This is a genomic window from Nonomuraea sp. NPDC049129, assembly GCF_040648495.1.
Taxonomy (GTDB): Bacteria; Actinomycetota; Actinomycetes; order Streptosporangiales; family Streptosporangiaceae; genus Nonomuraea.
On sequence record NZ_JBEZDU010000017.1, the window covers coordinates 120,363 to 139,033 of the forward strand.

The window sequence follows — 18,671 nt, forward strand, 5'->3', positions numbered from 1 at the left end:
CTGGTCGGGCGGCAGCGGCCAGCCTACTCAGTCGTCGTGGGCGATGTGCATGAGCTGCCGCCACAGCAGCACGACGAACACCGCGGAGCCGGCGAAGGCGAACCAGAAGGGCGCCACGACACCGAAGCGGGTGGCCAGGACACCGCCGATCAAGGTGCCGACCACCAGACCGGCGTAGACGCAGATGGTGTAGACGCTGCCCACCCTGCCCTGGAGTTCGTGTGGGACCGCGCGCTGGCGGACGGTGGTCGAGGTCGTGCCCCAGATGAAGGCGTGCGCGCCGAAGGCCAGGAAGATGGCTCCGGCTACCCACGGTGAATGGGTCAGGGCCAGGCCCAGGTGGGTAAACGTCTCGATGATGAGTCCGATCCGCATCAGGGCGCCGAGACTCACGCTACGGGTGATGGTCCCGTACAGGCCGGTGCCGATCAGGCCGCCGATCGCGCCGACTGTGGTCATCAGGCCGAATCCCATGGCGCCCAGGCCGAGCTGTTCCTGGGTGTAGAGGACGAGAACCGACCAGGCCGCGCCGAACGTGAAGTTGAAGATCAGGATGGTGAGCGCCAGTGTGCGGACCGGCGCGTGCCGGATGGTCCAGGTGAACCCGGCGATGAGTTCCCGTACGGTGTCGGGCTTGGGGCCGTCGGCCTGTCGGCCGTGCGGCGGCAGCGTGATCCGGGAGACCAGGACGATCCCCGCCGTCACCAGGAGCAGCTGGCTCGCGAACGGCCAGGTGAAGCCCAGGCCGAACAGCGCCGCGCCGATCGGCGGCCCGGCGAGCTGATTGAGCGTGATGAACCCCGTGCCCAGGCGGGCGTTGGCGATGACGAGATCGTCCTTGCCGACCATCATGGGCGTCAGCGTGGCCGTCGCGTTGTCGGCGAACACCTCGGCGATGGAGCGGAGCGTGAGCGCCGCCAGCGCCGTCGCCACGGTCACGGTGCCGGTCACCATGAGCGCGACGAGCGCCGCCAGCACCATGACCCGTACCGCGTTCGCGACGAGCACGATCCTGCGCCGGTCGCGCCGATCCGACAGCACGCCCGCGTACAGGCCGAACAGCAGCGGCGGCGCCCAGCCCACCAGGGCCGACAGCGAAATCAGCAGCGGGTCACGGGTCAACGACGCGATCAGCAGCGGGCCCGCGGCGGCCGCGACCCCGTCACCGAGATTCGTCAGCCAGCTCGAGGCCAGCAACCACCGAAACCCTGTCCCCAGCCGCGCAGGCAGGACCCTCTCCACCACAGTGACCACGAGCGCAAAACCATACGTTTCGCGGGGATCAACGGCAACGCGTTTTCGCGTCTACGCGCTACGTCGCGAGGAGCCGGCCGCTCTCCTCGGCCCCCGATTCAGGCGGACTCGCGGATCACCAGGCTCGCGGTCTCCGACCGAGGGGACTGCGGCGAGCGCGTGCCGTCAGCCCGCAGGATCATCTCCGTCAGGTGCTCGGCCACCGTCTGGGTGTGCTGGTCAACCGTGGTCAGAGGCGGTACGGCGAACGGCGCGAGCGGGATGTCGTCCACGCCGATCACCGCGAGGTCGCCGGGGGCGGCCAGACCCGCCGCCCGCATCCCGGCCAGCAGCGCGAACGCGGTCTCGTCGTTGTAGGCGCAGACGCCGTCGACACCTGCGGCGTGCCAGCCGCGCGCCACCTCGGCGGCCGTGGCCGTGTCGAGCGGCACATCGCGTACGTCCGGCGGCTCCAGCCCCAGCTCGGCGCAGGCTTGGCGGACGCCGCCGAGACGCAGGTGGTAGAAGTCGCGTACGCGTGGATCGTCCGGCGCCGCGTAGCCGATGCGGCGGCGGCCGGTGGCGGCAAGATGCCCGGCCTGAAGGCGGCCGATCTCGGTCTGCGGCAGCGTCAGGACGTTCTCGCCGCCGCCGTCGAGCCGGGCGCTGACCACCTTGATGCCGGCCGCCCGCAGGCTCGCCCGGTCTTCGGGGGAGATGGCGGTGAACGCGACGATGGCGGTCGGCTCCAGCTCGCGGGCGAGCGCCGTCACGGGCAGGCGGCGTTCGCGCCGGGTGATCGCGGTCAGGCCGTGTCGTTCGAGGTCGTCGGTGAGATTCTCGACGAGCTGGGCGAGCGTGGCGCCGAGCGGCACGCCGGACAGCACGATCAGCACGAGGTCACTGCGACCCCGGCGCAGGGTGCGCGCGGCGGCGGAGGGGGCGTAGCCGAGCTTGTCGACCGCCGCGAAGATCCGGCTCCGGGTCTCCTCGGAGATCTTCTGGTGCGGCACGTTGTTGAGCACATAGCTGACCGTGGTCTGCGAGACCCCGGCTTCCCTGGCCACATCGATCGAGGTGATCCGGCGCTGCCTGGCTGCCATCCATCCCCCCAGTACGGCTCCGGGCTGAATCGTAACAGTGGTGCCGCCGGGGCCCCGCCGGGAGATTTCTGAGTCAGTCATCCAACTAACTGTGGACAAGCACCGCGCGGACACACTACTGTTCTTCTCAGTCAGCCAACTAACTAAGAATCTGATCGGGAGTAACATCATGATCGTTGTCACGGGCGCCACGGGTAACGTCGGACGCGAGCTCGTCAGCATCCTCGCCGCGGCAGGCGAGCAGGTCACGGCCGTGTCCCGCCAGTCCGCCCAGTTCGCCGAGGGTGTACGGCACATCCCGGCCGACCTGAACGACCCCACGAGCCTCCGCTCCGCGCTGGAAGGCGCCGACGCGCTCTTCCTCCTCGTGGCCGGAGACGACCCGCACGGGATCCTGAAGGAGGCCGCGGACGTCAAGCGGGTCGTCCTGCTCTCCTCGCAAGGAGCGGGCACCCGTCCCGAGGTCTACCGGCACCCGGCCCTGTTCGAGCAGGCGGTGCGCGAGTCGGGGCTGGACTTCACGATCCTGCGGCCCGGCGGCTTCGACTCCAACGCCTACGCCTGGGCCGAATCCGTCCGGACGCGGCGCACCGCCGCCGCGCCCTTCGGGGACGTCGGGCTGCCGACCATCGACCCGGCCGACATCGCCGCGGTCGCGGCCGCGGTCCTGCGTGAGTCCGGGCACTCCGGCCGTACCTATGAGCTGACCGGACCCGCGCTGGTCACCCCGCGCGAGCGGGCGGCGGCGCTCGGCGCGGCGCTCGGCGAGCCGGTGCGGTTCGTGGAGCAGACCCGCGAGGAGGCACGCGCGCAGATGCTCCAGGTGATGCCCGAGCCCGTCGTCGAGGGCACACTCGCCATCCTGGGCGAGCCGACCGCGGCCGAGCAGACCGTCAGTCCCGACGTCCAGCGCGTGCTCGGCCGCGCGCCGCGCACCTTCGCCGACTGGGCCGCGCGCAACCTCCCCGCCTTCCGATGAGCACGACTCGCCGCCTTCCGAGCCTTCCGGCGGGCACGACTCGCCGCCTTCCGGTGGGCGCGGCGGCGGGTGTCGCGGGTTTCCTCGCCGAGCCGCACGTCGCCACCCTGACCACCCTGCGTCCCGACGGCTCGCCGCATGTGGTCGCGGTGCGCTTCACCTGGGACGAGGCGGCGGGGCTGGCCCGTGTCCTGACCGTCGGCGGCACGCGGAAGGCCAGAAACCTCGCCGGGCAGGGCGGCCGTGTGGCGCTCTGCCAGGCGGTGGGGTTCCGGTGGGTGACGCTCGAGGGCGTCGCCACTGTGCACGACGTACCCGATCGGGTGTCCGAGGGCGTCAGGCGCTATGCCGAGCGCTACGGATCACCGCCACCCCATCCGCCCGGCCGCGTGGTCATCGAGATCGCGGTCGATCGCATCACTCAGCTCAACCTTGACTAAGGACTGGATCATGGCTTTTCTCGACATTCTCGACTCGACCCTGCACTACCGCGAGTCCGGCGCCGGGGCGCCGATCGTCTTCCTGCACGGCAACCCGACCTCGTCCCATCTGTGGCGAGAGGTCATGCCGGCCGTGGGACCCGGACGGCTCCTGGCCCCCGACCTGATCGGCATGGGCGAGTCGGGCAAACCTGATATCGACTACACCTTCGCCGATCACGCCCGTTTCCTGGACGCCTGGTTCGACGCGCTGGACCTCCAGGACGTGGTGCTGGTCGGGCATGACTGGGGCGGCGCCCTGGCCTTCGACTGGGCCACGCGGCACCCGGGCCGGGTGCGCGGCATCGCGTTCACCGAGACCATCGTCAAGCCGATGACCTGGGAGGAGTTCCCCGAGGGCGGCCGCGAGCTGTTCCGGGCGATCAAGACCGAGGGCGTCGGCGAGGCGATGATCCTGGACGACAACGCCTTCCTCGAGCAGGGGCTGCCGGGCACCGTCGCCACCCCGATCTCCCAGGGGGACCTCGACGTCTACGGCAAGCCGTACCCGACGCGCGAGAGCAGGCGGCCGCTCTTGCAGTGGCCGCGCGCGATGCCGCTGGGCGGCGAGCCCGCCGACGTCGTGGCCAGGGTCGAGGCGTACGACCGGTGGCTGGCGGCCAGTACGGACGTGCCCAAGCTGCTGCTCACGTTCGCACCCGGGCCGGGGGCGATGATGCACGAGGACATGATCGCGTGGTGCGCGGCCAACATGGCCGCCCTGGAGATCGAACACTCCGAGGAGGTCGCCGGCCACCACACCCCCGAGGACCATCCCGTCCTGATCGCCACGGCCATCTCGGCCTGGGCGGACCGGCACGGCCTCCGCTGACCAGAGCCACGGTCACCCGCTTGCCCCTTCGCCGTCGGCAGGCGAGGGGGATGGGGCGTTTCTCTCATGAGAGAGCTTCTCGTGTCGAGATTCATCACCTGAAGTCGGGTGACTGGGGTACGGGGCCAGGTGGTGTGCAGTCTCGGCTCATGACAGACATTGACCGGATCGATCACTCCGTCCTGTACACCACGGACATGGACACCACCGCCGCCACCTATGAGGCATTGGGCTTCACTCTGAGCCCGCTGTCGATGCACCTGGGATCCACACGTCCCGGTGGCGAGCGCGAGCCCATGGGCGCCGGTAACCGGTGCGCCCTGTTCGGCGGCAACTACCTGGAGCTGCTCGGCCTGTTCGGCGACGGAAGCGTCGATCCGTGGCACATTCGCCCGCTGATCGCTCAGTACGAGGGCCTGCACGGCAACTCGTTCGGCTGCGCCGACGCGGCCGTGACCGAGGAGCGGCTGCGCGCGGCCGGGCTGTCCTCCTCGGGCGTCCTGCCCCTGCAGCGCGAGGTGGAGACCCCGGACGGCACCGCGACGGCACGATTCCAGGCGATCCACCTGGAGAGGGCGCTCACGCCCGAGGGGCTGGTCCACGCCGCCTGTCACCTGACGCCCGAACTCATCCACCAGCCCCGCTACCTACGCCACGCCAACGGAGCCACCCATCTGGAGAGCGTCCTGCTGGTGGTGGACGACAGTGACCTGGCCGCCACCGTGCAACGGTATGCCCGCATCCTGGATGTGACGCCGGTCGCCGATGGGCCGCGCCAGGTGCTGCGGCTCGCGCTTGGGCAGATGGAGATCGTCCCGGTCTCCGGCTTCGCCGAGGTGCTGCCCGGCGAGGACGTTCCGGCGCTGCCGTACATGGCCGGACAGACGGTGGCGGTTGCCGATCTCGCCGCCGCCCGCACACTGGTGGAGGGCAACGGCTTCGCCACGCGGGACCTGCCGGGCGGCGGGTTCTTCGTCGGCGCGGCCCAGGCACGCGGCGCCACGCTCGCCTTCCGCGAGGTGCGGCCATGATCCTCACCGGCGCGTTCGCCGGCATCCGGTACGGCAGGGGCGACCGGCTGTCGGCGCCGCAGGCCGCACCGGACCTTGGTGACGTGCCTGAGGCTCTGCTGCCCGGGCGGGCCGCGCCGCAGCCGGCCTCCCGCCTGGCGCACGTCATGGGCCCCGGCAGCGGGCTCGAGCAGGACGAGGACTGCCTGTCGTTGAACGTCTGGGCTCCGGGCGGCAGCGGGCTTCCCGTCCTGGTGTGGCTGCATGGCGGCGGGTTCACCAGCGGCTCGGGCGGCGAGGCGTGGTACGACGGTGCGCTGCTGGCCCGGCGCGGCGAGATGGTGGTGATCACGGTCACCTATCGGCTGGGCGCTCTGGGATACCTGTACCGGCCCGGCGGTCAGGCCAACCTCGGCCTGCTCGACCAGATGCTGGCGCTGCGGTGGGTGCGGCGGAACGTCGCTCGCTTCGGCGGAGATCCGGACCGCTTGACGCTGGCCGGCCAGTCCGCCGGTGCGATGTCGGCGCTTGCCATGCTGCGCCATCCGGACTGCGGCGAGCTGTTTCAGCGGGTCATCCTGCAGAGTCTGCCCGCGGGTGTACGCCCCTACGACCTCGAACCGGCCACGTCCATCGCCGATCTCTTCCTCGAGGTGCTGGACGCCGATGTCATGACGGCGCCGACCGCGTCGATCCTGGCCGCCCAGAGCGAGGTCGCCCGGCGCACCGCCAGGCCAGGCGAGGTCACTCCGCCCTTCCAACTGGTCGAGGACCCGGCGCTGACCGATGCTCCTCGGGACATCCCCACGCTGATCGGAACCACCCGGGATGAGGCCCGCGCGTTCTTCCCCGGCGCGGCGGAGGAGGAGACCGACCGGCTGTTCCGCCACGGCAGCCTGGAACTGGCGGCGGCCATGACCACCGCCCACGCCTACCAGTTCGACTGGTCTCCCGCCGGTAGCGCGCTCGGGGCCTGCCATTGCGTCGAGTTGCCGTTCGTGTTCGGCGGCCTGCGGGCGTGGCGACACGCCCCGATGCTGGCCGGGGCCGACCCGGCCGATCTGGAACGCCTGGTCGAGCAGGTCCAGCGGCCCTGGATCGCCTTCATCCACGGCGAGTCACCCGGCTGGCGTCGCTACGACCAGGGCTCGTTCGTGCATCACTTCGCATAGTCGCACCGACCCGTTTGCTGCTGCGGATGATCGGCGCGCTCTCCAACTGCCGGACGCCCGGCAGGGTGCCGATCCCGGTCTCCAGGTACTCGTAGAGAGCGGGCACATCCCGGCAGGCCGCGAATACCAGCAGGTTCGTCGTGCCGGTGGTCGCCGCCACGAAGGCGACCTCGGGGTGCCCGGCCACCGCCTCGGCCGTCTGCCGTAGCGCGGATGGCTCAACGGTCAGCCACAGCATCGCGATCGTGTCGTATCCCAGGAGCAACGGGTCGATGTCCACGTCGAAGAAGACCGCCCCGGCCCGGCGCAGGTACTCCAGCCTGCGCCGGGCAGTCATCTCCGAGGCCCCGATCGCTTTGGCCAGCTCGGCATATCCCGCCCGTCCGTCCTGGGCGAGCACCGCAAGCAGCTGCTCGTCCTCCTCGCCCGACACGACGGCCTTCCCGGACAAGTCGCCTGGTCCGGGTACCAGCGCCGCGATCTGCCCGGAGGTAAGCGCGTCGGCCCGTCCGTGCCACCCGGTCGGACCGCCGGCGAACACCCGCAACACGCAATGGGCACTGACCCCGGTGACCTGCGGCGTACGTGGCAGCTGTCCGAGGAGCAGAGCGTCTCGTCGCCGCCGATCCCGCGCCTGGACGACACAGACGATCTGCGTGCCGCCCGAGGTCAGGCTCACCCATGAGGTGTCGTCCCTGCGCGCCAGCGCATCGGCGATCGCCGTGGCCGCCTCCGGCAGGGCCTGGATACGTAATACCCACTCCACCCAGCCCAGCCGCTGCGCCACCGGCTGCCCCACCACCCGCAACGCACCGGCCGAACGAAGCCGCCGATAACGTCGGGCCACCGTCTGATCCGACACCTCCAGCACGGCCGCCATCTGCCTGAACGCCGCACGTCCATCGACGTGCAGCGCGTGAACGATCGCTCGATCAAGCTCATCCAGGACAACTGGTTCCACCCAGCAAGGCTAAATGTCCAGGCGATGCCACTGCGTCCGCCTCAAGGGGCAGCCGCCAGAGCTACGCGTGGTTCACGGTACGGCGTATTGGTCGTGCGCGGCATAAAGCTCAGTCCATTCCTCGTCGGTCAGCTGCCGGCCGGCAGCGACGATTTCGGCGAGCTCCTGGAAGTACGCCTCCCGGGGCGCCCCCGGCGTGAACAGCACCAGCATGGAGGCAGGCGCATCGGAATTGTTACTGAAGCCGTGGACTCCGCCTGGCGGCACGTACAGGAAATCGCCCGGTGTCGCGTCCAGCCAGCGCTCTCCGTCGTACAGCGAGACAGTCCCCTCCAGGACGAAGAACGACTCGGAAAAGGTCCGGTGAAAGTGGGCGCCGGGGCCGTTCGGGATCGCGGCCATGTCCCAGCGGTAGAGACCGAATTGGCCATCGGTGCTCGCGCCGGTCGCCAGATAACCGACCCGGGACTTGACTCCGATCGTCAGGTCCGGCGGTGCGTCGGCCGACCGGAAGGCCGCGCTGGCAGTTCCGTGTTCCGTCAAGTATCGGGGCGGCGGATAGGACATCGTTACTCGCTCCAAGCGGTGGATCATTCCGGGCGGCCCGACCCTACGCGATGAAGTGGCTCCGTCGGGAGAGCCAATTCCCGCCTGTTCGATTGAGCCAACATGCTCCGGTGCAGACGCGTCACCTCACATTGCGCAGGGCTACGTCGTCCTATCCATGAACTGTCCTACCGATGAACCGAACCCGAAGGAGTGAACCGATCATGGAACCCGTCAAGGTCGCGATCATTTACTACAGCGCCACAGGCACCGTGCATGCTCTGGCGCAAGCCGTCGCCGAGGGCGCGGAGAAGGCCGGCGCACACGTACGACTGCGCAGGGTCGCCGAAACGGCCCCACCGGAGGCGATCAGCGCCAACCCGGCCTGGGTGCAGTACCGCCAGGACACCGCCGACGTCACCGAGGCCGGCCACGACGATCTGGAGTGGGCCGACGCGGTAATGTTCGGCACCCCCAGCCGCTTCGGCAACCCGGCCAATCAGCTCAGGCAGTTCATCGACACCACTGGTCCGCTGTGGTTTCAGGGCAAGCTCGTGGACAAGGTGTACTCGGCTTTCACCGCCTCCAACACCGCCCACGGCGGTCAGGAATCCACCCTCCTGGCGCTGGGGAACACCTTCTACCACTGGGGCGGCATCATCGTGCCCCCCGGCTACGCCGACCCCATCCAGTTCCAGTCGGGCAATCCCTATGGCACCTCCCACGTGGGCGGCGATGGCCCGCCCAGTGAGGTGATCTTGCAGGCGGCTCGCTTCCAGGCCCGCCGCGTCGTCGACACCGCGGCCTCACTCAAGGCCGGCCGCGCCGCCTGATCCAGCACGGGATTGATGAACGGAGAATGCGATGACTTCGAACGAGTCCGAGGTTAGGGCGCTCTTGGAGAGCCGAGTCGATGCCTGCCAGGCAAAGGACATTGACCGCCTCATGTCACATTACTCTTCTGACATTTTTTATTACGATGTCGTGCCGCCGCTCCAGTTCGCGGGATCGGATCAAGTCCGCGGCAACTTTGTGCGGTGGTTCGACGAATACGATGGCCCTATCGGCCTGGAAACGCACGACCTTACCATTGCGGCGAGCACCGATATCGCGTTCGAGCCGGCCTGATCGTTTGGCCGGAAGGGGGCGCCGCACTGGCTGCGGCGCCCCAGGACACGACCGGCACGCGTCAGCCTGTCGTCCAGGGCCGGAGCTTGTCAGGGTTCCGCACTCCCCACATGTGCTTGATCCGGTCACCCGCGACCTCGAACGCCATCACCGCCACGGTGACGTCGTCCAGCTGAAGCACCAGACCGGGCTGACCGTTGACCGTACGCTCCAGAAGCGTCAGATCGGGTGCCAGATCGGCGATTTCGACGCAGTAGCGCGCGACCTGCTCGCTGCCTTCGATCGGGTGGAGCCTGGCGCTGACCAGGCCGCCGCCGTCGGCGATCGCCGTGGCGTCGGGGTCGAGGAGGCCGATGAGGGCGTCGATGTCCTTGGCTTCCCACGCCTGCTTGAAGTCCCTGACGATCCCGGCCTGCTGGGCCGCCGGAGTCGCGGGAGCCTGCGCGGCGCCGATGCGGCGGCGGGCCGAGGAGGCCAGCTGGCGACATGCCGCCGGCGTACGGCCGACGATCTCGCCCACCTCGGCGAAGGAGTAGCGGAAGACGTCGTGCAGGACGAGCGCGACGCGCTCGGCCGGAGTCATCGACTCCAGCACGACGAGGAAGGCCATGGTGATCGACTCGTCGAGGGTGACGCGGTCGACCGGGTCGGCCGACCGGCCGGTGATCCACTCCGTGGGGTCGGGCAGCGGCTCGGGGATCCATTCGCCGACGTAGCGTTCGCGCCTCGCGCGTGCCGAGCGGAGCAGGTCCAGGCAGATGCGACTGGCGACCGTGGTCAGCCAGCCGCTGGGGGATTCGATGGCGTCCTGCTGCCGCTGGGTCATGGCGTACCAGCGGGTGTAGGTCTCTTGTACGGCATCCTCGGCATCGGCCAAGGAGCCCAGGAGGCGGTAGGCGAGATTGATCAGCTTGCGCCGCTCGCTCATGATCGCGCTCAGGCCCGGATCGAGCCGGCCGCCTCCTGGCTCGGGTGGGGTGGTCATGGTGTCGCCGACTTTCCGTTGTCCCATGTGTTCTCCCCAGTACGACGAGACGACACCACGGAATGTGAGGCGGCGCGCTAGCCGGCGATCTCGACGTTGTGCCGCCGGTCGCGCAGGCGCTGGACGGCCTCGGCCGGCGCCCCCGCGTCCACCACGATGACATCGAACTTCTCCAGCGGCGCCACCCGGTGCAGCGCCACCCGGTCGAGCTTGGTGTGGTCCACCGCGAGCACGCAGCGCGTCCCCGCGGCCACCATGGCCCGCTTCACCAGCACGATCTCCTGCTCCTGGTGGAAGGCGTGCCGGTCGGAGATGGCCGAGGTGGAGACGATCACCATGTCGGTGTTCATGGCCTGGACGGAGTCGACGCAGCCGACGCCCAGGAACGAGTCGTGCGTCGGATGGTATTCGCCGCCCAGCGCCATGAGCCGGATGCCGGGCACGGGGGCGAGCAGCTTGATGGCCTCGAGGAAGTTCGTCACCACGGTCAGGGGGGCCACCTCGTTGAGATGGCGGGCGACGGCCAGCGCGGTCGTGGAGTCGTCGATCATGACCGAGCTGCCCGGCTCGATCAGCCCCACCACGTGGCGGGCGATCGCCTCCTTCTCCTCGGTCTGGGCCGTCAGCCGGTAGGCGATGTTGCTCTCGAAGACGCTCGACGCCTGCGCGCTCGCGCCGCCGCGGTATTTGCGCACCATGCCATGGAACTCGAGCTCGTCGAGGTCGCGGTGGACGGTCATCACGCTCACGCGGAACACCTCCGCGAGCTCGCTCACCGAGGCGGAGCCGTGCCGCATGAGATGCTCCGCCATCGCCTGGCGCCTGACGACTCCCCTGTCCGAGTGCTGACGTGATTTCACCCGCGCCCTCCCGGTCTCGATGACAGAACGATGACAGCGCGATGGCAGCTGTGATGACAGCGCATCGTAGCGTGGCGCGCACCCTTGACACCCCTGCGGAACGGCTCGTAGTCTCCTCGCACCTTCACAACTTCACACGTTTTAACGTTAGATGTAACTAATTAAAACGTTCGCATCCCTCGGGAGCCCCCCAATCCCGTCAGACCGAGGAGACAGTGCCATGACCGAACTACGCGACGCCAGGCTGAGCCGCGTTCAGTTCTTCCGCATGATGGGCGGTCTCGCGGTCGCCGCCGCGGCGACCGCGTGTTCGACCAAGCCACAGACCACCGGCTCCACCGGTCAGGGGCAGGCCTCCGCCGTCGAGCTGAGGTTCGTCGGCGTGGCCGACCAGAAGGCGCCGATGGACGAGCTGGTGGCGGCCTACAAGCAGGCCAAGCCGGGCGTCACGCTGGCCACCTCGTTCGCGCCGACCGACCAGGTGCAGACCTCGCTGCGTACGCAGCTCGGCGCGGGCAACGCGCCCGACGTGCACGTGGTCTACCCGGGCAGCGGCAGCGCTATGTCGATGGACCAGATCGCCGGGGCCGGGCTGCTGGCCGACCTGTCCGACCAGTCGTGGACGCAGACGATCCCGACCGGTTTCAAGCCCGCCTTCCAGAAGGACGGCAAGACCTACATCTACTCGGCCGGTTCCTCGGTCATCGGCGCGATCTACAACAAGAAGGTGTTCCAGGAGGCGGGCGTGGACGCGCCGCCGACCACCTGGACGGAGTTCCTGGCGGTCTGCGACAAGCTGAAGAAGGCCGGCAAGACGCCGATCGCCCTGGGCGCGCAGACGCCGTGGGTCACCCAGCTCATCACGTACGCCCTCGTCCCCTCGACCGTGTACGCCAAGGACCCCACCTTCGACGACAAGCAGGCGGCGGGGCAGACCAGCTTCGCCAAGTCCGGCTGGCGCGACGCGATGGAGATGTACCTGGAGCTGCAGAAGCGCGGCTTCTTCAACGACAAGCCGAACGGCACCACCTTCGAGCAGCAGATCTCGATGGTGGCCACCGGCAAGGCGGGCATGGCCATCCAGGTGTCGGCGGTGCTGCCGGACTTCCGCAAGTCGGCGGGCAGTCCCGACGACCTGTCGATGTTCCCGGTCCCCGGCGCGGACGTGGCGGACCAGGTGTGGATCCCGGCCGGCGTGGTGGTCGGCCTCGGCGCCGCCGCCAAGGGCAAGAACCTGGCCGAGGCCAAGGCGTTCATCGACTTCCTCGGCAAGCAGGAGAACATCAACCGCTGGGCCAAGGCCATCGCGGCCATCCCGCTCACCCAGGACGCCTCCTCCACCATCGACCCCGCCGTGCAGTCGTTCCTGCCGTTCACCAAGGACCGGGCCGTGCCGTTCATGGACCAGCGCTGGCCCAACGCCGAGGTGCAGCCGGTCCACTTCGCCGTGATCCAGGACCTGCTCGCCGGCAAGATCAAGATTGACGACGCGCTACGGAAGATGGACGAGGCCTACGCCAAATGACCATGACAGCGACGCCCGTCGGACGATCCACCGCCGCGGCCGGCAAGCCGCGGCGGCGGTTCGCCGCGCTCTCGCCCTCGTGGCTGTTCGCGGCGCCCGCCCTGGTGGTGTACGCCGTCGTCGTGCTCTATCCCAGCCTGGCGGGCATGCTGTACGCCTTCACCGACTGGAGCGGCATCGGCGCGGACAAGTCCTTCGTCGGGCTGGCGAACTTCCAGACGCTCCTGCACGACGACCAGGCGATGGACTCGATCGGCAACACGCTGTTGCTGACCGTGGCGATCGTCGTCGTGCAGAACGCGGTGGGGCTGCTGCTCGCGCTCGGCGTGCACGCGAAGCTGAAGAGCCGGGCACTGCTGCGGGTGATCTTCTTCGCGCCGGTCGTCGTCAGCCCGGTCATGGTGGCCTTCCTGTGGAAGTACATCTACAACCCCGACCCGTCCGCCGGGCTCAACGGGCTGCTCGGCCTCAAGATCGACTGGCTGGGCGACCCGTCGCTCGCGCTGTGGTCGATCGCGGCCACGGTCGTGTGGCAGTACGCCGGCTACTCGATGGTCATCTTCCTGGCCGGGCTGGAGGGCGTGCCGAAGGAGCTGCACGAGGCGGCGATGATCGACGGCGCGAGCACCCTGCAGCGCTTCCGGTACGTCACCTGGCCGCTGCTCGCCCCGGCTCTGACGATCAATCTGATGCTCTCCACGATCGGCGGTCTCAAGCTGTTCGACCAGGTCTTCGCGGCGACCAACGGCGGCCCGGGCTACGCCACCGAGACGCTGTCGACCGTGCTTTACAAGCAGGCGTTCGTGTTCGGCAAGTTCGGCTACAGCACCGCGATCGCCCTGGTGCTCGCGCTGTTCGTGGCCGCGGTGTCGCTCGTGCAGGTCTACTACCTGCGCGGCCGGGAGGTGGCCCAGTGAGGCGGACGTTCCTGCTGGAGATCGTCATGATCGTGGTGGCGGTGGCGTTCCTCTTCCCGGTGTACGCGCTGATCACGCTGTCGCTGAAGGACCCGGCGCAGATCTCGCAGACGCCGCTGGCGCTGCCCGCCCCGCCCACGACGGACAACTTCGCCAAGGCGTGGTCGGCGGCCGCGCTCGGCCCGTCCCTGATGAACAGCACCGTGATCACCGCGGTCAGCCTGGTCGCGCTGATCGCCCTCGGCTCTTTCGCCGCCTACTACCTGGCCAGGGCCAAGAGCCATCTGGGCTACGGGCTGTACGTGCTGTTCCTGCTGGGCATCGTGCTGCCCTTCCAGCTCGGGATGATCCCGCTCTACCAGCTGGTGACCGACCTGGGGCTGATCGGCACGCACGCGGGGATGATCCTGTTCTACACGGGGATCCAGTTGCCGTTCACGGTGTTCCTCTACACCGGGTTCATCCGCGCGCTGCCCCGCGAGTACGCCAGCGCCGCCCAGATCGACGGCGCCTCGCATCTGACCGCGTTCACCAGGGTCGTCTTCCCGCTGCTGCGGCCGATCACCGGCACGGTGCTGATCCTCAACGCCGTCTTCATCTGGAACGACTTCTTCACCCCCCTGCTCTACCTGGGCGGCTCGGGGTTCGAGACGGTGCCGGTGAGCGTCTTCGCCTTCGTCGGCCAGTACGTCTCCGACCACGGTCTCGTCTTCGCCGGGCTGGTGCTCGGGGCGCTGCCGATCGTGGTGATCTTCCTCCTCCTGCAGCGCTACGTGATCAAGGGCTTCTCCAGCGGACTCAAGGGCTGAGGCAAGCTCACCCGGAGACCACCTGGCCGCCCTGCACGACGTGGCGGATGTGCTTGGGCTCGGCGAGCACCCCGAGGTCCCGCAGGGGGTCGCCGTCGAGCACGAGCACATCCGCCCGCGCGCCCACCGCGAGCGTGCCGATCTCGCCGGCCAGTCCGACGAGGTCGGCCGCGTTGACCGTGGCGGCCCGCAGCACGTCGATCGGCTGCTGCACCTCGCCACGCAGCCGGAACTCGTGGTTCTGGTGCCGGTGCATGCCGCCCAGCAGGTCGCTGCCGTAGGCCAGCCGTACGCCCGCGCGGGCGGCGCGCTCCAGCGCCCGGAGCCCGGCGCCGAGCACCTCGTCGACCTTGCGCCAGCTCGACTCCGGCAGGCCGAAGGCCATGCCCTCCTCCTTGAGCGCCCAGTACGTCACGAGCGTGGGCACCAGGTAGGCGTCGTGCCGCAGGAACAGCTCCACGCTGCGGTCGTCGAGCAGGTTGCCGTGCTCGATCGAGCGCACCCCCGCCTCCAGGGCGCGGTTGACCGCGCGGGCCGTGTAGGCGTGCGCGGCGACGTAGCGGTTGGCGGCTTCGGCCTCCTCGACGATCGCGCGCAGCTCGTCCATGGAGTACTGGGTCGAGTCGATGCGGTCGGTGGGCGAGGCGACACCGCCGGAGGCCATGACCTTGATGTGGTGGGCGCCCTTGCGCAACTCATCGCGCGCGGCGGTGCGCACGGCGTCCACGCCGTCGGCGACCCGGCCGAGACCGGCGCAGCAGGACTGGTCGGCGCTCCCGTTCTGGCCCCGGCCGCGCTGGTCGCCGTGGCCGCCGGTCTGGCTCAGCCCCTTGCCGCAGAACAGCAGCCGCGGCCCGCGGATCAGGCCCTCCTCCTGGGCGTCGCACAGCCCGTAGTCGGCTCCCGAGGCGTCCCGGACCGTGGTGAAACCGCGGTCGAGCATCTGCCCCATCAGGCGGGCGCTGTGCGCGGCGACGTAGGAAGGCGACATGGCGGGCAGGCCGCCCAGGTCGGCGGTCGCGGCGGTGACGTGCACGTGCGCGTCGATCAGCCCGGGTACGACCACACCGCCGGCCACGTCGATCACCCGCGTGCCCGCGGTGCCGACCAGTCCCGGGCCCGCCTCGACGATGCGGCCCTCCTCCAAGCGCAGGTCACCTTCGGCGTAGTCACCGGTGACCACGTCGAGCACGAGGGCGTTACGCAGCAGCAGACTCACTTGATACCTCTCAGGTTCTCTCGGCGGTTCCGTGTACGGCGGCACGCAGGGCGGGCACCGCGAGCGGCGTCAGGGACGCGGCGACGGCGACCGACTCCTCGTCGTAACTGCCCTCGGCGTCCAGGATGTTCAGCACGCCGAGCACCTCGCCCGCGTCCATCACGGGCACGTTGACGATGGCCCCGCAGCCCAGGCTCTCGATCAGCTCGTGGTCGGCGAACACCTCCCGCACGGCGGCCCGGTCCGGGCCGAAGTACGGCTCGCCCGCCTCGATGCAGCGGGTCAGCCAGCCCTTGGCCACCTCCACGGTCTTCTCCCCGCCCACGGGATAGCGCTCGGGGTCGCTGCTGTGGACGCGCCGCAGCGCCTGCCGTTCGGGAATCCAGGCCAGGACCGTGAACAGCCGTACCCCCAGTGACTCCCGGACCTTGTCCTCCACGTCTTTCAGGTCGGTCATTTCGCCATCTCCCCCGCTGTGTCGGCGGGATCGCCCCGCTCGGTCAGGTCTTCCAGCGACCGTCCGGCCGTGGCCAGGCCGAAGACGATCACGCAGATCACCCCGGCCACCAGCACGGCCGTGGTGAGGCCGAACACTCCGGCGAAGCCCAGGCTCGCGGCCGACAGGCCGATGATCGTGGGCGCGAGAATGCTGCCGACGCGGCCGAACGCGCTGGACAGGCCGGTGCCGGTGGCCCGGATCCAGGTCGGGAACACCTCGGGCGTGTAGGAGTAGACGCCCGCGTACGTTCCGTTGAGGAAGAAGGACAGCACCGCGCCCGCGATCGTGATGGCGACCGGCGAGTCCATCTGGGACAGCCAGAACGCGCTGATCGCCGAGCCCGCGAGGTAGAGCGCGATGGTGTTCTTGCGGTCCAGCCGCTCCGAGAGCCAGGCGGCGGAGAAGTAGCCGGGGATCTGCGCCAGATAGATGATGATCGAGAACTCGAAGCTCTTGGTCACCGTGATGCCGCGCCCCACGAGCAGGGTCGGGATCCAGGAGAAGAACCCGTAGTAGGAGAACGTGATCACGAACCAGATCAGCCAGATGACGGCGGTCCGCTTGGCCATGGCCGGGCTCCACAGGAACCGCAGCGCGCTGATCAGGTTCACCTTCGGCGTGGCCGTCGCGACCTGCGCGGTGGCGGCGGGCACGGGCGGGAGAGCCTGCCCGGTGGCCCGCTCGACGCGGCGTTCGATGTCCACGACCACCGCCTCGGCCTCCGCGTGGCGGCCCTGCTGGAGCAGGAAGCGCGGCGATTCGGGCAGCGAGCGCCGCCACCACAGCAGCATCACGATCGGCACCGCGGTGATCAGCTGCGCGACGCGCCAGCCGTCGTCCATCGTGGGGACCACGAACCGCCCGATCAGCGCGGCCATGACGAAGCCGAAGGAGAAGAACCCGGCCAGCGCGCCGATGAACCAGCCGCGCCGCTTGGCCGGGACGAACTCCGACAGGAACGGCGCGATGATCGCGCTCTCCGCGCCGGCTCCCGCCCCGGCGAGGATCCTGGAGCCCAGGAACGCCTCGTAGTTGGGGGCGAAGGCGGCGACCACGGAGAAGACCGCGTAGAAGGCCAGCGCGTACATCATGACCTTCTTGCGGCCGATGCGGTCGCCGAGCAGGCCCGCGATGGCCGCCCCGAACAGGAACCCGAACGGGCTCGCGGACCCGATCAGCCCGAGCTGGCCGTCGTCGAGGCCCCATTCCGCGCGGGCGCTGGGCAGTAGGAAGGCGACCACGGCGGAGTCCATGCCGTCGAAGGTGTAGCCGAGTCCGCCTATGAGCAGAAGGAGATAGTGCGGACGGCTCAGTGGGAGCCGGTCCAGACGGGCCAACAAGGTCATGCCAACGCACCTTCCCAAGGTCACAGCCCTGTAGAACGATTGCCTGGCAACGTATAGTGCAAATCCCATAGATTGCAATGTTCTTTGCACATTGTCCATGTTGCGAACGCGTAGCATGGCTCCTCACCCCATGGGAGAGGATCAGGTGGCAGAGCAGGTCACGGACAACTTTCAGGACTGGCTGCGCGACCGGGTGCCCGAGCGCGGGCTGCGCCCCAAGGCGGCGGCGCTGCTGGAGGTGCTGCTCTCGCAGCCGCGCCGGGCCTCGTTCGGCGCGGCCGCCGAGCTGGCCCAGCTCGCGGGCGTGAACGTGGCGACCGTGACCCGCACCGCGCAGGCGCTCGGGTTCGCCGGATGGCCCGCGCTCCAGCAGGAGCTGCGCGCCCGCTACCTGTCCTCACTCAGCGCGCCCCAGGTGGCGGCCGAGCACAGCGGCGCCGGCTCGCCCAGCTCCCGCTCGCTCCGGCGCGACCTGGACAGCCTCGCGCTGCTCAACAGGCGTCTGGACGAGGACGTGCTGCGTACCATCGCCGAGGCCGTCGCCGCCGCGGGCCGCACGGTGATCGTCGCGGACGGCAGCTATGCGGCGGTCGGCATGGCGCTCGCGCACAACGCCCGGCTGGCCGGCTACCCGGTCGCGGCCGTGACGAGCGGGGACGCCGAGCTGGCCAACTCCGTCGCGGCGATCGGCCCGGGTGACGTGCTGATCGCCATCAGCTTCTGGCGGCTGTACGAGAGCACCGTGCTGGCCGCCAACGAGGCGCGTGCCCGTGGCGTCCGCGTCTTCGCCTTGACGGACGCGGCCAGCCCCGCCCTGGCCAACGCCGCCGAGGAGGTGGTGATGGTCCCGGCCGAGGGGGTGGCGTTCTTCCCGTCGCTGACCGCGGGTATGGCCGTCGCGCAGGCGCTGGTCACGCAGCTGGCCACCGTGGACCCGGCCCGGACGGCCGCCTCGATCGAGACGGCCGAGGGCATGTGGTCGAAGTTCGGCCTCCTGCACCGACGCCCCACACCACCCGCCCCCGTCGACCAGCACGACGACGAACCCGGCGCGGGCCCGTAGCGGCC

20 protein-coding genes are annotated in these 18,671 nt (G+C 69.6%); 11 read left to right on the top strand and 9 right to left on the bottom strand.

The window, feature by feature from the left end; all coding sequences use genetic code 11:
* Nucleotides 1-27: 27 nt before the first annotated feature.
* Nucleotides 28-1,197: an MFS transporter gene (locus AB0B64_RS40440; protein WP_357952672.1), complete on the bottom strand. Its 1,170-nt coding sequence runs from the start codon at nt 1,195-1,197 to the stop codon at nt 28-30.
* 155 nt (nt 1,198-1,352) lie between these two features.
* Nucleotides 1,353-2,336, bottom strand: coding sequence for a LacI family DNA-binding transcriptional regulator (locus AB0B64_RS40445; RefSeq protein ID WP_358184649.1), 984 nt, complete (start codon nt 2,334-2,336; stop codon nt 1,353-1,355).
* A 169-nt stretch (nt 2,337-2,505) separates the two neighbouring features.
* Here AB0B64_RS40445 and AB0B64_RS40450 point away from each other — a divergent pair, with 169 nt between their 5' ends.
* The 5 genes from AB0B64_RS40450 to AB0B64_RS40470 all read left to right on the top strand — a co-directional run bounded on the left by AB0B64_RS40450 (nt 2,506) and on the right by AB0B64_RS40470 (nt 6,808).
* Complete coding sequence (locus AB0B64_RS40450; RefSeq protein ID WP_357952670.1) at nt 2,506-3,315, top strand: NAD(P)H-binding protein; 810 nt, start codon at nt 2,506-2,508, stop codon at nt 3,313-3,315.
* Nucleotides 3,312-3,755 (top strand): TIGR03618 family F420-dependent PPOX class oxidoreductase, encoded by a 444-nt coding sequence (locus AB0B64_RS40455; RefSeq protein ID WP_358184652.1) that lies wholly within the window; start codon nt 3,312-3,314, stop codon nt 3,753-3,755. Before AB0B64_RS40450 ends, AB0B64_RS40455 begins: the two co-directional genes overlap by 4 nt.
* 10 nt (nt 3,756-3,765) lie before the next feature.
* Complete coding sequence (locus tag AB0B64_RS40460) at nt 3,766-4,626, top strand: haloalkane dehalogenase (protein WP_358184655.1); 861 nt, start codon at nt 3,766-3,768, stop codon at nt 4,624-4,626.
* Between the two features lie 149 nt (nt 4,627-4,775).
* Entirely contained in the window at nt 4,776-5,657 is an 882-nt protein-coding gene (locus tag AB0B64_RS40465; RefSeq protein ID WP_358184658.1) for a VOC family protein, read from the top strand.
* Entirely contained in the window at nt 5,654-6,808 is a 1,155-nt protein-coding gene (locus AB0B64_RS40470; RefSeq protein WP_357952666.1) for a carboxylesterase family protein, read from the top strand. Before AB0B64_RS40465 ends, AB0B64_RS40470 begins: the two co-directional genes overlap by 4 nt.
* Here AB0B64_RS40470 and AB0B64_RS40475 read toward each other — a convergent pair.
* Together AB0B64_RS40475 and AB0B64_RS40480 are read right to left on the bottom strand one after the other, a co-directional pair.
* Nucleotides 6,741-7,769, bottom strand: coding sequence for an AsnC family transcriptional regulator (locus AB0B64_RS40475; RefSeq protein WP_357952665.1), 1,029 nt, complete (start codon nt 7,767-7,769; stop codon nt 6,741-6,743). The two genes, AB0B64_RS40470 and AB0B64_RS40475, sit on opposite strands and share 68 nt — an antisense overlap.
* Nucleotides 7,770-7,841: 72 nt before the next feature.
* The gene (locus AB0B64_RS40480; protein ID WP_358184661.1) at nt 7,842-8,336 is read right to left on the bottom strand and encodes a cupin domain-containing protein; all 495 of its coding nucleotides are present in this window, start codon (nt 8,334-8,336) and stop codon (nt 7,842-7,844) included.
* Nucleotides 8,337-8,539: 203 nt separating this feature from the next.
* On the opposite strand from AB0B64_RS40480, the gene wrbA reads away from it, so the two are divergent.
* Both wrbA and AB0B64_RS40490 read left to right on the top strand, forming a co-directional pair.
* Nucleotides 8,540-9,148, top strand: a complete 609-nt coding sequence (wrbA, locus tag AB0B64_RS40485; protein ID WP_357952663.1) for an NAD(P)H:quinone oxidoreductase — start codon at nt 8,540-8,542, stop codon at nt 9,146-9,148.
* A gap of 31 nt (nt 9,149-9,179) precedes the next feature.
* The gene (locus AB0B64_RS40490; protein WP_358184665.1) at nt 9,180-9,443 is read left to right on the top strand and encodes a nuclear transport factor 2 family protein; all 264 of its coding nucleotides are present in this window, start codon (nt 9,180-9,182) and stop codon (nt 9,441-9,443) included.
* Between the two features lie 61 nt (nt 9,444-9,504).
* On the opposite strand, the gene sigJ is transcribed toward AB0B64_RS40490, so the two are convergent.
* Nucleotides 9,505-10,455, bottom strand: a complete 951-nt coding sequence (gene sigJ / locus AB0B64_RS40495) for an RNA polymerase sigma factor SigJ (RefSeq protein ID WP_358184668.1) — start codon at nt 10,453-10,455, stop codon at nt 9,505-9,507.
* A 50-nt stretch (nt 10,456-10,505) separates the two neighbouring features.
* A complete protein-coding gene (locus AB0B64_RS40500) occupies nt 10,506-11,240 on the bottom strand; it encodes a DeoR/GlpR family DNA-binding transcription regulator (protein WP_357952660.1) in 735 nt (244 codons plus the stop codon).
* 268 nt (nt 11,241-11,508) lie between these two features.
* Between AB0B64_RS40500 and AB0B64_RS40505 the strand changes: the two genes are divergently transcribed.
* From AB0B64_RS40505 to AB0B64_RS40515, 3 genes are read left to right on the top strand one after another with little or no spacing between them, the layout of a single operon-like run.
* Nucleotides 11,509-12,813, top strand: a complete 1,305-nt coding sequence (locus AB0B64_RS40505) for an extracellular solute-binding protein (protein WP_358184671.1) — start codon at nt 11,509-11,511, stop codon at nt 12,811-12,813.
* A gap of 2 nt (nt 12,814-12,815) precedes the next feature.
* Entirely contained in the window at nt 12,816-13,730 is a 915-nt protein-coding gene (locus AB0B64_RS40510) for a sugar ABC transporter permease (protein ID WP_357952658.1), read from the top strand.
* Nucleotides 13,727-14,539, top strand: coding sequence for a carbohydrate ABC transporter permease (locus AB0B64_RS40515; RefSeq protein WP_357952657.1), 813 nt, complete (start codon nt 13,727-13,729; stop codon nt 14,537-14,539). The genes AB0B64_RS40510 and AB0B64_RS40515 overlap by 4 nt, the downstream gene beginning before the upstream one ends.
* A gap of 7 nt (nt 14,540-14,546) precedes the next feature.
* Here the strand turns inward: AB0B64_RS40515 and AB0B64_RS40520 are convergent, their stop codons facing one another.
* Genes AB0B64_RS40520 through AB0B64_RS40530 form a run of 3 tightly spaced genes read right to left on the bottom strand, consistent with a single transcriptional unit; the run spans nt 14,547 to nt 17,603 of the window.
* Nucleotides 14,547-15,758: an amidohydrolase family protein gene (locus tag AB0B64_RS40520; RefSeq protein ID WP_357952656.1), complete on the bottom strand. Its 1,212-nt coding sequence runs from the start codon at nt 15,756-15,758 to the stop codon at nt 14,547-14,549.
* Between the two features lie 10 nt (nt 15,759-15,768).
* Nucleotides 15,769-16,215 carry a GAF domain-containing protein gene (locus tag AB0B64_RS40525; protein WP_358184674.1) on the bottom strand — a complete coding sequence of 149 codons (447 nt, stop codon included), beginning with the start codon at nt 16,213-16,215 and terminating at the stop codon, nt 15,769-15,771.
* Nucleotides 16,212-17,603 carry an MFS transporter gene (locus tag AB0B64_RS40530; RefSeq protein ID WP_357952654.1) on the bottom strand — a complete coding sequence of 464 codons (1,392 nt, stop codon included), beginning with the start codon at nt 17,601-17,603 and terminating at the stop codon, nt 16,212-16,214. Before AB0B64_RS40530 ends, AB0B64_RS40525 begins: the two co-directional genes overlap by 4 nt.
* Nucleotides 17,604-17,733: 130 nt before the next feature.
* On the opposite strand from AB0B64_RS40530, the gene AB0B64_RS40535 reads away from it, so the two are divergent.
* On the top strand, nt 17,734-18,666 hold the full coding sequence (locus AB0B64_RS40535; protein ID WP_358184677.1) for a MurR/RpiR family transcriptional regulator: 933 nt from the start codon (nt 17,734-17,736) through the stop codon (nt 18,664-18,666).
* Nucleotides 18,667-18,671: the final 5 nt, after the last annotated feature.

Bases quoted from the DNA above. Each gene is read 5' to 3' on its own strand.
- AB0B64_RS40445 (WP_358184649.1), bottom strand. From the start codon at position 2,336: ATGGCAGCCAGGCAGCGCCGGATCACCTCGATCGATGTGGCCAGGGAA.
- AB0B64_RS40450 (WP_357952670.1), top strand. From the start codon at position 2,506: ATGATCGTTGTCACGGGCGCCACGGGTAACGTCGGACGCGAGCTCGTC.
- AB0B64_RS40455 (WP_358184652.1), top strand. From the start codon at position 3,312: ATGAGCACGACTCGCCGCCTTCCGAGCCTTCCGGCGGGCACGACTCGC.
- AB0B64_RS40460 (WP_358184655.1), top strand. From the start codon at position 3,766: ATGGCTTTTCTCGACATTCTCGACTCGACCCTGCACTACCGCGAGTCC.
- AB0B64_RS40465 (WP_358184658.1), top strand. From the start codon at position 4,776: ATGACAGACATTGACCGGATCGATCACTCCGTCCTGTACACCACGGAC.
- AB0B64_RS40470 (WP_357952666.1), top strand. From the start codon at position 5,654: ATGATCCTCACCGGCGCGTTCGCCGGCATCCGGTACGGCAGGGGCGAC.
- AB0B64_RS40480 (WP_358184661.1), bottom strand. From the start codon at position 8,336: ATGTCCTATCCGCCGCCCCGATACTTGACGGAACACGGAACTGCCAGC.
- wrbA (WP_357952663.1), top strand. From the start codon at position 8,540: ATGGAACCCGTCAAGGTCGCGATCATTTACTACAGCGCCACAGGCACC.
- AB0B64_RS40490 (WP_358184665.1), top strand. From the start codon at position 9,180: ATGACTTCGAACGAGTCCGAGGTTAGGGCGCTCTTGGAGAGCCGAGTC.
- sigJ (WP_358184668.1), bottom strand. From the start codon at position 10,455: ATGGGACAACGGAAAGTCGGCGACACCATGACCACCCCACCCGAGCCA.
- AB0B64_RS40500 (WP_357952660.1), bottom strand. From the start codon at position 11,240: ATGGCGGAGCATCTCATGCGGCACGGCTCCGCCTCGGTGAGCGAGCTC.
- AB0B64_RS40505 (WP_358184671.1), top strand. From the start codon at position 11,509: ATGACCGAACTACGCGACGCCAGGCTGAGCCGCGTTCAGTTCTTCCGC.
- AB0B64_RS40510 (WP_357952658.1), top strand. From the start codon at position 12,816: ATGACAGCGACGCCCGTCGGACGATCCACCGCCGCGGCCGGCAAGCCG.
- AB0B64_RS40525 (WP_358184674.1), bottom strand. From the start codon at position 16,215: ATGACCGACCTGAAAGACGTGGAGGACAAGGTCCGGGAGTCACTGGGG.
- AB0B64_RS40530 (WP_357952654.1), bottom strand. From the start codon at position 17,603: ATGACCTTGTTGGCCCGTCTGGACCGGCTCCCACTGAGCCGTCCGCAC.
- AB0B64_RS40535 (WP_358184677.1), top strand. From the start codon at position 17,734: ATGGGAGAGGATCAGGTGGCAGAGCAGGTCACGGACAACTTTCAGGAC.